This is a genomic window from Halocynthiibacter sp., from assembly GCF_049608145.1.
Lineage (GTDB): Bacteria > Pseudomonadota > Alphaproteobacteria > Rhodobacterales > Rhodobacteraceae > Halocynthiibacter.
The window spans coordinates 42,060-54,485 of sequence record NZ_JBMYXF010000019.1; the positions used below are offsets into that span (position 1 = coordinate 42,060).

General features: G+C 55.5%; 13 protein-coding genes. 5 read left to right on the forward strand and 8 right to left on the reverse strand.

Annotated elements, in window-relative coordinates; genetic code table 11:
* Positions 1 to 62: 62 nt before the first annotated feature.
* The 7 genes from ACPGUT_RS07970 to ACPGUT_RS08000 all read right to left on the reverse strand — a co-directional run bounded on the left by ACPGUT_RS07970 (position 63) and on the right by ACPGUT_RS08000 (position 8,661).
* The gene (locus tag ACPGUT_RS07970; protein WP_423990135.1) at positions 63 to 1,364 is read right to left on the reverse strand and encodes a M16 family metallopeptidase; all 1,302 of its coding nucleotides are present in this window, start codon (positions 1,362 to 1,364) and stop codon (positions 63 to 65) included.
* Entirely contained in the window at positions 1,361 to 2,695 is a 1,335-nt protein-coding gene (locus tag ACPGUT_RS07975) for a M16 family metallopeptidase (RefSeq protein WP_423990137.1), read from the reverse strand. Before ACPGUT_RS07975 ends, ACPGUT_RS07970 begins: the two co-directional genes overlap by 4 nt.
* Positions 2,696 to 2,772: 77 nt before the next feature.
* On the reverse strand, positions 2,773 to 3,315 hold the full coding sequence (locus ACPGUT_RS07980; RefSeq protein ID WP_423990139.1) for a DUF3035 domain-containing protein: 543 nt from the start codon (positions 3,313 to 3,315) through the stop codon (positions 2,773 to 2,775).
* An 88-nt stretch (positions 3,316 to 3,403) separates the two neighbouring features.
* A complete protein-coding gene (gene lspA / locus ACPGUT_RS07985) occupies positions 3,404 to 3,862 on the reverse strand; it encodes a signal peptidase II (RefSeq protein ID WP_423990141.1) in 459 nt (152 codons plus the stop codon).
* Between the two features lie 24 nt (positions 3,863 to 3,886).
* Positions 3,887 to 5,476: a bifunctional phosphoribosylaminoimidazolecarboxamide formyltransferase/IMP cyclohydrolase gene (gene purH, locus ACPGUT_RS07990; RefSeq protein WP_423990143.1), complete on the reverse strand. Its 1,590-nt coding sequence runs from the start codon at positions 5,474 to 5,476 to the stop codon at positions 3,887 to 3,889.
* Between the two features lie 30 nt (positions 5,477 to 5,506).
* Positions 5,507 to 7,255, reverse strand: coding sequence for a heparinase II/III family protein (locus ACPGUT_RS07995; RefSeq protein ID WP_423990145.1), 1,749 nt, complete (start codon positions 7,253 to 7,255; stop codon positions 5,507 to 5,509).
* A 131-nt stretch (positions 7,256 to 7,386) separates the two neighbouring features.
* Complete coding sequence (locus ACPGUT_RS08000) at positions 7,387 to 8,661, reverse strand: RsmB/NOP family class I SAM-dependent RNA methyltransferase (protein WP_423990147.1); 1,275 nt, start codon at positions 8,659 to 8,661, stop codon at positions 7,387 to 7,389.
* An 81-nt stretch (positions 8,662 to 8,742) separates the two neighbouring features.
* On the opposite strand from ACPGUT_RS08000, the gene ACPGUT_RS08005 reads away from it, so the two are divergent.
* Positions 8,743 to 8,934 (forward strand): DUF1674 domain-containing protein, encoded by a 192-nt coding sequence (locus tag ACPGUT_RS08005; protein ID WP_423990149.1) that lies wholly within the window; start codon positions 8,743 to 8,745, stop codon positions 8,932 to 8,934.
* 12 nt (positions 8,935 to 8,946) lie between these two features.
* A complete protein-coding gene (locus ACPGUT_RS08010; protein ID WP_423990151.1) occupies positions 8,947 to 9,279 on the forward strand; it encodes a putative quinol monooxygenase in 333 nt (110 codons plus the stop codon).
* Here ACPGUT_RS08010 and dapB read toward each other — a convergent pair.
* A complete protein-coding gene (gene dapB, locus ACPGUT_RS08015) occupies positions 9,276 to 10,088 on the reverse strand; it encodes a 4-hydroxy-tetrahydrodipicolinate reductase (RefSeq protein ID WP_423990153.1) in 813 nt (270 codons plus the stop codon). The genes ACPGUT_RS08010 and dapB overlap by 4 nt on opposite strands.
* Positions 10,089 to 10,187: 99 nt before the next feature.
* Between dapB and rbfA the strand changes: the two genes are divergently transcribed.
* The 3 genes from rbfA to truB all read left to right on the forward strand — a co-directional run bounded on the left by rbfA (position 10,188) and on the right by truB (position 12,306).
* On the forward strand, positions 10,188 to 10,604 hold the full coding sequence (rbfA, locus tag ACPGUT_RS08020) for a 30S ribosome-binding factor RbfA (protein ID WP_423990155.1): 417 nt from the start codon (positions 10,188 to 10,190) through the stop codon (positions 10,602 to 10,604).
* On the forward strand, positions 10,601 to 11,335 hold the full coding sequence (locus ACPGUT_RS08025) for a phosphodiester glycosidase family protein (protein WP_423990157.1): 735 nt from the start codon (positions 10,601 to 10,603) through the stop codon (positions 11,333 to 11,335). Before rbfA ends, ACPGUT_RS08025 begins: the two co-directional genes overlap by 4 nt.
* 65 nt (positions 11,336 to 11,400) lie before the next feature.
* Entirely contained in the window at positions 11,401 to 12,306 is a 906-nt protein-coding gene (gene truB / locus ACPGUT_RS08030; RefSeq protein ID WP_423990159.1) for a tRNA pseudouridine(55) synthase TruB, read from the forward strand.
* Positions 12,307 to 12,426 lie beyond the last annotated feature (120 nt).

Consider the following 12,426-nt stretch of genomic DNA (forward strand, 5'->3'; position numbering starts at 1 on the left):
CAAAACATAGCATGAACATCTGCGATTCGACCAGGTGAAACCGTGGTTAATCCACAGGAGTTTTATAACCCTTCCGGCTGTCCTGCGATCACAAACAAAAGCGCTTCGGGATCAAGAAGTTCAGCAGCGACCCGGGCGATATCATCTTGCGTTACGGCACGAATTCTATCGTTACGGGTTGCAATATAATCAAGGCCAAGCCCCTGCATCTGCATCCCCACAAGGATATTGGCGATGGGCCCATTGCCATCGAAACGCAGGGGATATGCACCCGTCAGATACGTCACCGCATCCTCCAGTTCTTTTGCCGTAACACCGTTCTCTGCCATACGCGCCCATTCTGCTTGCACAACCTCAATAGCTTCTGCAATGCGTTCATTGGACGACGCAAACTGCCCCAGAACCATCTCTCCGTGATCTTTGGCAACCAGATATGTGCCGATTCCATATGTCAGGCCACGTTTTTCACGCACCTCTTCCGTTAGGCGCGACGCAAAGCCCCCGGCCCCCAGAATACGGTTCATGACAAAGGCTGCGAAAAAATCATCATCGTCGCGCTGAATGCCAGCATGCCCAAAGATCGCTACGGATTGCGGCGTATCAAAAGGCACAACTTCGGTGCCGCCCGCCGCTGCAAATTCCACATGATCCGGCATAGGGGCGCCGGTTGCGGGCAGGTCACCCAAAAGCCTGTCCAGCAGCAGGCCAAGTTCTTCGGCGGTAATGTCACCCACAGCGCCAACATATACACGATCCAGCGCCATGGCGGCATCTTTCGCGGTAAACAGATCATCGCGGGTCAAGGCGTTGACGGTTTCGGCCGTGCCATCCCGTGACGTGGCATAAGGATGGCCTGGGAAGGCCAGTTCATCAAACCGACGTGATGCCAGTTCCCCTGGATCCTGATCATCGGAACGCAGGTTGGACAGAACCTGACCGCGCACACGATCCACAGCCTGCTGATCAAAGTTGGGCGCAATCACAGCACCGCGCAGCAATGCAATGGCATCATCGCGATTTTCCGTCAGAAAGCGCGCTGAAACTGAAACGCTATCGTCACTGGCGTCAAACCCAGTTTCAAGTGCCAGCGCTTCGCGGGCCGCTGAAAACGCGCGGGAATCAAGATCGCCCGTGCCTTCTTCCAGCAAGGCCATCATCAGGTTCGTCGCCCCACGTTTGTCTGTGGCTTCAAGACTTGCCCCCCCTTTAAAGGACACTTCCAAAGCGGTGAAAGGGATCGAATGTTCTTCAACAAGCCAGGCTTTGATCCCTCCGGGGGATGTCACTTCCTGAATTTCAACTTCCGCCCGTATGGGCAGTGCAAGCAGGATGAATGCGGCGGCGGCGGTCAACAGACGGATCATTGTGCGATCTCCGGTTTAATCAGGCGGCCGGTGACTGCGCGGTTGCGGTCAAGAACGTCGCGGGCAGCTTGTAAAACGTCCTCAGCGGTGACGGATTGCAAAAGATCGGGCCAGGCTTCAACATCATCAAGGGTCAGCCCGCTTGTCAGGGCCTGACCATATCGCCGTGCGAGAGACGCCACATTGTCATCCGCATAAATCTGCGCGGCGCGGCTTTGCATCTTGATGCGTGCAAAGTGATCGGCATCAATTCCGGCTTCAATGAATTCGTCAAGAACACGGTCCATCGCGGCTTCGGCATCGTCCAAGGATACGCCGGGGACAGGCACAACCACCATGCCAAACGTGGTGTCGTCATAGGACATGCCATTGTACCAGGCCGATGTGTAAACCGCGACGGGGTCATCAAATTGCAGGCGTTTTGCCATATAGGATGTGGTGGGGCTGCCACCCAAAAGCTCTGCCAACATGGTTAGGGCAGCGGCTGTTTTCTGGTCCCCCGGGTCACGTTCCGGTGCAAGATAGCTACGCATCACATAGCTTTGGCCGATGCGTGGATCTTCCAATGTCAGTCGGCGTTCCGACAATTGCGGCGGTTCCTGCGGGCGCAGACGTTCGGTCAGCCCTTCGGTTGGGGCAAGCGGGCCATAGTGTTCTTTTGCCATGGCCAAAACATCATCCGGGTCGACATCGCCGGCGACAATCAGGATTGCGTTATTCGGGGCGTAATATGTCTGATAAAAATCAAGTGCATCCTGCGCACCCAAAGCCCCAACTTCATGACGCCAACCAATAACGGGTACACCGTAGGGATGGTTCAGATATTGGGCTGCGCGACGCTGTTCGCCAAACAAAGCGGCAGGATCGCTATCTGTGCGTTGATTGCGTTCCTCAAGAACCACATCACGTTCCACCAGCATGTCTGCTTCGGTGATCTTCAGATTGCGCATGCGATCTGCTTCCATCTGCATCATCAGATCCAGACGGTCCGCAGCCACACGTTGGTGATAGGCGGTGTAATCCCAGCTGGTAAAGGCATTGTCAGAACCGCCATTGGCAGCCACAGTTTCGGAAAACTCGCCCGGGGCCAGATTGTCGGTGCCGCGAAACAGCAGATGTTCCAGAAAATGTGCAATGCCGGATTTGCCCGCAGGTTCATCAGCCGCGCCAACCTTATACCAGACCATTTGCACAACAACGGGGGCGCGGTGATCTTCAATCACGACAATTTCCATGCCGTTCTCAAGGGTGAAATTGGTGGTGGTTTCCGCAACTGCGGGCAGGGGAAGAATTGTGGCAAAAGCCAGGGTCTTCAAAATCCGGTTCAGCATAAAGGCCTCATGTGACGTTCATAAACGAAAGTAGTCACGCGGCCCTGAGAGGCAAGGCCTGCGCCTTCAATTGCGCGTTACTCCGCCGAAGATGTGACAGGGGCCGCAGATGTGCGGATGCCAGCATTACGCAAACGTTGCAATTCATCGTATTGGTTCAGGGCCTGACGGCGGTATTTGCGGAAGTAGACATTCACGTTAAACGCACGTTCCAGAACACGGCCACGGTTGTTGCCGCGAAATTCCAGATCTTCCGCAGCGGTGACCGCACGAATATCAGGTGAGAACCCAAAACGTGATGCATGTGCAAGCAGGGCACCATCGGCGCCGACCGTACCGTTTTCAGTCAGGGCGGATGTGCTGCCGCCTAATGCAACAACCGCATCCGCAACAGGATTGGGATCCGTGACATTGGTACCGCCCGGGGTTGGGGTTGGCAGGGTCGCGTAATCCTGAGGTGTTTCCAGAGGCAGCGTCGGCAGAACCGCAAATTCATCCGGACCAGATCCAGTTTTCGTCAGGGTCATCAGGTTCGGGCCTTCGCCGCGTCCGCCACCACAGGCAGCAGGCAGCATCAGCAAAGCCAGAATTGTGGCGGTCTTGACGAATGTGGTCTGCATTGAAATCTCCTGCGTCTTTATCGTTCTATACCCTGCGATCCGCTGCGCGTCACCTGGTCTTATGCAATGTCGGCAAATACTGGCGAATTCAGGCGGTTTTCTTTTCGCCAGAAAACAGAATCAGCCCGAATGCACCAATGAAAATAGCAATGTCTGCGACGTTAAAGGAATAGGGGTTTTCCCAGCCGCAGCAGGACATGTTTAGAAAATCCAGCACCGCGCCATAGATCACCCGGTCAATCACATTGCCCAAAGCCCCGCCAATCAGGATGCCGCCGGAAATCTGCATCCATCTTTTGTCACCTTCACTGCGCACCCACCAGGCAACCCAAGCGGAAATCACCAGGGCAAGCGCAATCAGCAGCCAGCGGGATGTGCTGAGCAGGCCAAAATTAATGCCGGTGTTATAAGCCATGTGAAAATTCAGATAGGGTGGAAAAACTTCCATCACGCCAAGGGTCTTCAGGTTCAGCCATTCCACGACATATTGCTTGGACAGCTGGTCAAGAAGAAGGGTCAGGAACCCGGCAGTAAACATACGTTTCATAGTGTCGGGCTCCTGGCCTGTAATTTAGTGACGGAAGTGGCGCATGCCGGTGAAGACCATGGCAAGGCCCGCATCATTTGCGGCTTTGATCACATCGTCATCACGCATGGACCCACCTGGCTGGATCACACATGTGGCACCCGCAGCGGCCGCTTCCAGCAGACCGTCTGCAAAGGGGAAGAACGCATCAGACGCAACCGCAGATCCTTTGGCAAGGCTGGCATTCAGACCCAATTCATCCGCCATGCGCTGGGCTTTGGACGCGGCCACATTGGCACTGTCAAGGCGGCTCATCTGGCCGGCGCCAACGCCAACGGTGGCGTGATCTTTCACATAAACAATCGCGTTGGATTTCACGTGTTTCGCAACTTTCCAAGCGAACAGCAGATCCTGCATCTGTTCATCTGTCGGGGCTTTCTCTGTCACGACTTTCAGGTCGTCCATACCGACGTAACCCACGTCTTTGTCCTGAACCAGCATGCCACCAGACACTTGCTTATAAGCGGTGATAGAGGCACGCGGCGCAGGCAGGGCATCGGTCAACAGAAGGCGCAGGTTCTTTTTCGCGGCAAAGATTTCTTTTGCTTCATCAGAGGCACCTGGCGCAATCACAACCTCAGTAAAGATCTCAACGATTTTTGTTGCGGTTTCTGCGTCCAACGGTTGGTTCAGCGCCACGATCCCGCCAAAGGCAGAGGTGCGATCACAGTCAAAAGCTTTCTGATAGGCTTCCACCAAGGTTGCGCCTTTCGCCACACCACACGGGTTTGCGTGTTTGATGATCGCAACTGCGGCGGTTTCGGCCGGGTCAAATTCCGCAACCAATTCATAGGCGGCGTCGGTGTCATTGATGTTGTTGTAAGACAGTTCTTTGCCTTGCAATTGCACCGCGGTCGCAACACCTGGGCGTGCGGAACCATCTGTGTAAAAAGCTGCCTGCTGATGGCTGTTTTCGCCGTAGCGCAGGCTTTGCTTCAGCTCACCCGCGAACACACGACGACGTGGGGTTTCAACACCAATCGCAGACGCCATCCAAGTGGACACAGCCGCATCATAAGCACCAGTGCGGGCATAAGCGATTTGCGCCAGCTTTTTACGGAACTTCGGGCAGGTCGCGCCATTGTGCTGATCCATGTCGCCCAACAATTTGTCGTAATCTTCCACATCCACCACGGTTGTTACGAAACCATGGTTTTTCGCAGCCGCACGGATCATCGCCGGGCCACCGATGTCGATGTTTTCGATCATTTCGTCATATTCAGCCCCACGCGCAAGGGCCGCTTCGAACGGATAAAGGTTCACAACCAGCAGATCGATCGCATCAATGCCATGTTCGCTCATTGCGGCAACGTGATCCTTGTTGTCACGCAGCGCCAGCAGGCCACCGTGCACTTTCGGGTGCAGCGTTTTCACACGACCATCCATCATTTCCGGAAAGTTGGTGATGTCAGATACGTCTTTTACAGCAATGCCCGCATCGCGGATGGCTGCGGCAGAACCGCCGGTAGACAAAAGTTCAACTCCACGGTCCGCCAAAGCGCGGGCAAGGTCGATCAGCCCGGTTTTATCAGAAACAGAAATAAGGGCGCGGCGGATTGGGGAATGATCGGTCATCAGGGCTTCCTGGATTGCTTCAGAACAAGGTCACGTTTCTAAGCCGGGCGCGTCAGTTTGCAGGTCACGTACAGCAGTCGGAGTGTCCTGCGCTTTGGCCAGCGTCCAGCTTATGCGCGCGGCATACCCCATAATGCGGCCAGAGAGAACGATTTGTTTCGTCGCACGTGGCTTAATACGATCTTTTTCCAGATAAACAGACGGTTCTAGACTGATCCCGGTGCTGCCATTCTGGCGGAAAACCCAGATTTCGCCACTGCGCTGCGCCAGAGAGACAGCCGTTCCACCCATATCCAGCGTGGCGTCCACTTCGGGATGTAGATGAAAACGCACCTGAAATTCAATGCCCTGCAGTTGGACCTGGTCCATCGCGAGATCGAATTTCTGTTTGTCCTGGTCCGTGATCGCGGCCAACGTATCTTCGCCAATCAGGGTGCGCCCGTCTTCTCCAAGGTTCAGTTCGCGCACATGGGTCAGCCCATGGCTGTTGCGATACCCATCATGGCCGCCGTGAAAATGCAGGGTTTCAAGACCCGTGTTCGGTTCAAGCAGAACGTCTTTTGGGCCTTGGGTCAGCAGTTCACGTTTCTGACCGCCAACAAATCCCGAAGTGCCCAGGCGCGCCGAAGAATAACCCACAAGCCCAAGTGTCGAATGGGACGGTGTCGCGCGTCCGGCCCGCTGCCAGTCTTCACCAAAGCCCGCACCACAGCCACAGTTCACGATCAGGGGGCGACGGCCTGATGTCAGTTCCAGTGCAAAGGTCGATGCATGTGCGTTGGCGGAAAATTCTCCTTCGGGGGGGGATGTGGCATCCACCACAACGCTGGTGCGCCCAGCCTGCAGGCGGGCGTATCCCATAGACAGGCCTTTGCGGGTTTTGGCGCGGATGCCTGATGCGGCCAGCGCGTGGTCAAGCCGTCCCTCAATCCCACGCCCGCCGCCGTGAAATCTGGCCAGGCCGCCATCGGAATGACGCAGGCTGCGCAGGGTTGGGGCGATGCGTTCAATCGCTGCAATATGTTCCGCAGATGCCAGTTTGCCTGCTTCGGTCAAAGCCGCTGCAGCCCATGTCAACAAAGTGAAAACTTCCAATAGCTCTTCTGGATTGCGGGTGGGGATGCCCCCTTGTTCGTCAATCTGTGACGTGCATTCCTGCGATAGGGCTTCAACAGCCGGTTTCACCAGGTGATCCATGCCACTTAATGCCAGTCCGGCATAGATCAGACCTGTCAGGGCCTCAAAACGGGGCAGGCCATGGGCGGCGGCTTTCCAGCGTTTCGACAGAAACATCACCTGTTGACCCATGCTGGAAAAATATTGTTCCGGATCTCCGTCAGGCATGTTGTTCAGCAGAAACAATGCATGATTGATCCAACGGATCAGACGGCGGCCGGTCAGATCAGGTGTCCAGCCGGCACCGTTGCCTTCGCCAAACCGTTGGATCCACTCTGCCAGCCAGATTTGGGCCTTTTTGCGCGCATGCAGATCCCCGACGGCGGCCAGATCATCCAGCCAGGTGAAACCATGCAGGGCTTCGTCATAGGCCAGAGACGGCGCTTTAATATCCCAGAGAATTGTATCGCGTGCTTCGATCAGGTGACCCGCAAACATGAAATTACCGGCACAAAGTTGCCGTCCTCGGGCGAACGACCCCAAAGTACGCGGTTCAGGCTGTGACACAAAACCTGTCGCCGGGGTGGCCCGCGATGATCTGCGCGCCTGGAAACGATTCGCCAGACGTATCAGTTTTGCATTCAGTGTTTCGCTTCTTGCCACGCGCCTGCCTGTTTTATCTGGGCTCGCCGGGCATGTGCCCTTTGCGATGGAAAATGTGAATCGCCGGATCAGGGTCCGGAGGTCAAATCAACATAAACCGCCCCCGATGGGCTGTCACCGGGGAATTCGTTTCAGGTTTTGCGCAGTATTGCCATATAAAAGCCGTCCATGCCGCCCTGTTCCGCCAGATAATCAGGCCGCAGACGCAGGCCTCCTTCTTTGCTGCGCCATTCCCCGGGCAGATCGGGCAGGTCAATATCAGCGACTTCTAGATCATTATGACGTTTCAGCGCGTCTTCGATCTGGATTTCCCCTTCATCCGGCAACAATGAACAAGTGCAGAAAACCAGCCGCCCACCAGGGGCAAGCAAGGTCAGAGCGTGATCAATCATGCGTTCCTGTAATTCAAATAACCCAGGGAAATCAGATCCGTCTTTGGCGCGTGCAAGATCCGGGTGACGTCGCATTGTGCCAGTCGCAGAACAAGGCGCATCCAGCAGGATTGCATCATATTGCCCCTGATGTTCCAGCGCGTCCCCTGTAACCAGATTGGCCTTTAGCCCGGTGCGTGTCAGATTTTCCTGCACCCGTTGCATGCGTTTTTCGGACAGATCCAGTGCCGTGACATCTGCGCCAAGGGCGGCCATCTGCATGGTTTTCCCGCCCGGGGCCGCGCAAAGATCCAGTGCTTTTTCACCGTCGTTCAACTGCAACAGCTGCACAGGCAGGGCCGCAGACATATCCTGAACCCACCAGTCGCCTTCCGCAAAACCGTCCATCCGGCTGACCTGACCATATTCGCGCAGGCGTACGGATCCACCCGGCATGACCTCTCCGCCCAGGCGTGCGGCCAGCGCCGCGCTGTCACCGTTTTTGGGGGTGATATCCAGTGGCGGCAGGCCTGCTTGCACGCCCTCCATCGCTGCAATCACGGGTTTGGTGTAATCCGCGATCAACGGTTTGCGCAGCCATTTCGGCAATTGCGGCGTGGGCAAACTGGCCCATTTTGCGGGGCCTTCCGTTGACACTTTGCGCAGGGTCGCATTGATCAAGCCTTTGAAATGGCGCGTATCCGGGTGTTTCTGCGCAAGGCTGACCATTGCATTCACAACACCATGTCCTGCGGCGGATTCTTCGCAAATCTCAACCGTGCCCAAGCGCAACAGAACCATAGCTTCGGGGGGGGGCATCTTACGCAGGTAACGCCCAAGCAGACGGTCCGCCCGATCCATCCAGCGCAGGGTTGTTACCGCAAGCCGTTGCGCGCGCGCCAGATCACCGGCGTCCTGCAATTTCGGTGTGGGCAGTTCGGACAACAATTTGCCATCAATAAGAACGCCACGCAAAAGCGCCGCTGCTGCCTGTCGTGCTGCCAGACCCTGCCCAGATGATCCTTGCTCTGCCATATCCGCGCCCTCTGCTTGCCGGTAAGGCCTGTTTCCCTATATGAGAGAAGCGAACACCACAAGCTGTGCAAGGGGCCCGTCATGTCAGAGACAGAGACAAATCCAGAGAAATTTGATCTTTCCACGCCCGCAGGTCGTGCCCTGGCGGAAGCGGCCGCACGCAAAAAGGCGGCGAGTGATGATGCATTGCCCACTGAATTGGGCGGGCGTGATGGTCCGGAACCCGTGCGCTACGGCGACTGGGAGAAAAAAGGAATCGCGGTCGATTTCTGATCGGGAAACGCAATGATTATTGAAATTCGCAGATATACTTTGAAACCTGGCAAGCGCGAAGAATTCATACAGTTTTTCGAAACGGTGAACCGCAAGGCGCTGCGCGATGCCGGAATGTTGGTTTTTGGCCCGATGCGGGATGAAGAAAACCCGAATATGGTGCATTGGATGCGTGCTTTTGCAAGTCAAGAGATGCGAGAAACCATCAAAGAGACATTCTATGATGGGCCGGTATGGTTAAAAGAAGTTGAACCCATCGTGATGCCGATGATCGAACATTTTGAAGCGTCCGTTGTCAGCACCACAGATGGGTTCGAAAATTTTACCGGTCAGCCTGAACTTTAATTCAAACCCAACACATCCAGCATGTCATAGGCACCGGGTTTCTGATCCAGCCCCCAAAGCACCGCTTTGATTGCGCCGCGTGCATAGATGCCGCGATCACTGGCCGCGTGGCGCAGGGTGATGCGTTCGCCGGGGCCGGCAAATAACACATCATGTTCACCAATAATGTCGCCACCGCGAATGTTGGAAAACCCGATATGACCGCGGGTACGTTTGCCGGTGATACCGTGACGGGCATTGTCAGACACGTCGTTCAGATCCACACCACGCCCTTCGGCGGCGGCTTCGCCCAACATCAGGGCCGTGCCGGATGGGGCGTCGACTTTCTGATTGTGGTGGGCTTCAATGACTTCGATGTCGAAATCCTCATCCAAGGCGGCTGCAACCTTTTTCGTCAATTGCATCAACAGGTTTACACCCAAGCTCATGTTGCCAGCGCGCACGATGCGCGCGTGCAGGGCAGCAAAGCCAAGGCGTTCAATATGGTGGTCTTCAAAGCCGGTCGTGCCAATCACATGCACCGCGCGTGCCTGAGCGGCCAAATCAGCAAAGGCGACAGACGCATCCGGCGATGTGAAATCAATCACCGCCTGGGCTTTGGAAAACGCTTCCAACGCATCATCGGTGACGGTCACGCCAATGGCAGGTCCGCCCATGGCTTCGCCCACGTCGCGCCCAATCCAGTCATGCCCGGGGCGTTCAAGTGCTGCAACCAGACGCAGTTTATCACCGCCGGTAATCGTTTTAATCAGCATCTGCCCCATACGGCCGGACGCCCCTGTAATCACCACACCGGGAAGATCTGTCATCTTGCGCACTCCTGTTATCCTGTTCTTTGCAATAGCGGGTCTCTGCCATGGTGAAAACCCCTGCTTGCACAGGACGTGTTGCGCATTTACATGTGAGATATGGCAAAGAATTCTCATAGCTCCGGGCGTGGCCCGTCTCAGCGGCAGCTTCGCGTTGGCGAACTGATCCGCCGCAATCTGTCCGAAATCCTGATGCGTGGTGATATCCATGATCCGGATCTGAACCGTATTTCCATCACCGTGGGCGAGGTGCGCTGCACCCCTGACCTGCACATCGCAACTGCGTTTATCCTGCCTTTGGGGGGTGAAGGGGCCGAAGACGCCCTTGCGTTGCTGCGTAAGAACCGGCACGAAATCCGTCGTATGATTGGCAAGAAAATGGCGCTGAAACATACGCCTGAACTGCGCTATGAAATCGACATGACGTTTGATCAGATGGATGCAACCCGCCGTCTGCTGGAAAATGAAACCGTGCAACGTGATGTTGCTGCACCGGATGAGGGCGGCGATCTGTGAGAAACCTTGTCACATTCTTCACCTGCCTGCTGTGCGCATCTGCTTTTGCGCAGGACGCGGTAGCCGCGTGTGAGGATGTGATCTGGCTGGATCAGTCTTATACAATTTGTGAAGTGAGCGCAGATGAAGACCTGCGCTTGTTTCATTCCGACGAAACCGGCGAGGTGATGGGGCATTTCTCAACCATCAACAACACTCTGCCGGATGACCAGATGCTTGGTTTTGCGATGAACGCGGGCATGTATCACGATGATTACAGCCCGGTTGGCCTCTATGTCGAACAGGGCAACATCAAAAGCCCGCTGGCGTCGGGCGGTGGTTATGGCAATTTTGGCCTGACACCCAATGGCGTGTTTTGCATCAATGATATGCTGAATGTCATCGAAACCGATACGTTCCGTGAAAACAACCTGACCTGCGAATACGCCACACAATCCGGCCCGATGCTGGTGATTGATGGGGCATTGCACCCGCGTCTTTTGCCGGGCGGCACGTCAAAATATATCCGCAACGGTGTGGGTACTTCTGCTGATGGGCAACGTGCGGTGTTTGCGATTTCAAATGAACGCGTGAATTTCCATGATTTCGCAACCCTGTTTCGCGATCATCTGAACCTGCCCAATGCGCTCTATTTCGACGGGAAAGTGTCACGTCTTTACGACAGTATCAGCGGTCGGTCTGATTTTGGGTTCTCTCTTGGGGTGATCGTCGGAACAGTCAAACCCCGTTAGGGATCTTGACGCAGCGCCCGCTGCCGGGTAGCAGGCGGTTTCCTTAAACGAAGACAGGTCTGAACATGGCGCGTAAACGCAAAGGTCGCGATATTTCCGGTTGGCTGGTGATTGATAAGCCTGCGGGCATTACTTCAAGTGCTGTGGTCAACAAGGTACGTTGGGCGATGGACGCCAAAAAGGCGGGCCATGCGGGCACGCTTGATCCGGATGCCACCGGTGTTCTGGCGATCGCGCTGGGCGAGGCGACAAAAACCGTGCCGTTTATCACCGATGCGTTGAAGGCTTACCGCTTTACCGTGCGTCTGGGGCAGGCCACCAATACCGATGATCAGGAAGGCGAAGTGATCGCAGAAAACGCGGCGCGCCCGACTGACGATGAAATCAAGGCGGCTTTGGCAGATTTCACCGGCGATATCATGCAGGTTCCGCCAAAATTTTCAGCCGTTAAAATTGATGGCCAGCGTGCCTATAAACTGGCGCGTGATGGCGAAGACGTTGAAATTGCCGCGCGTCCTTTGTGGGTGGATGAACTGACATTGGTGTCACGCCCGGACGAAGATCATGTTGAACTGGAAATGGCCTGCGGCAAAGGTGGCTATGTGCGTTCCATTGCGCGCGATCTTGGCGAAAAACTTGGCTGTCTTGGTCACGTGCGCGAATTGCGCCGCATCTGGTCGGGCCCGTTCGAAGTGGAAGACGGGATCACCATGGACACCGTCGAAGAACTGGCCAAAACCGGAGAGCTGGATCAATATATGCATCCGCTTGAGGTGGGTCTGGATGGTATTCCCGAAGTTAAGACCACTGCAGATGGCGCGGTGAGACTGAAAAACGGCAATCCCGGCCTGGTTCTGACATCTGATGCGGAATATGGCGACGAAGCCTGGGCATCGCTTGATGGAAAAGCAATCGCCGTGGGGGTTTATAAAGCCGGTGAATTGCATCCGAACCGGGTGTTCCTGCACTGACTTGAATATCAAATTGAAAAGGCCCGGAGAATTCTCCGGGCCTTTTGTATTTCTCGGCAGTGATACGCGTCAGATCTTATCTGTCGGAACCAGATACGCTTGCTGCTTCGCTTGCGAACC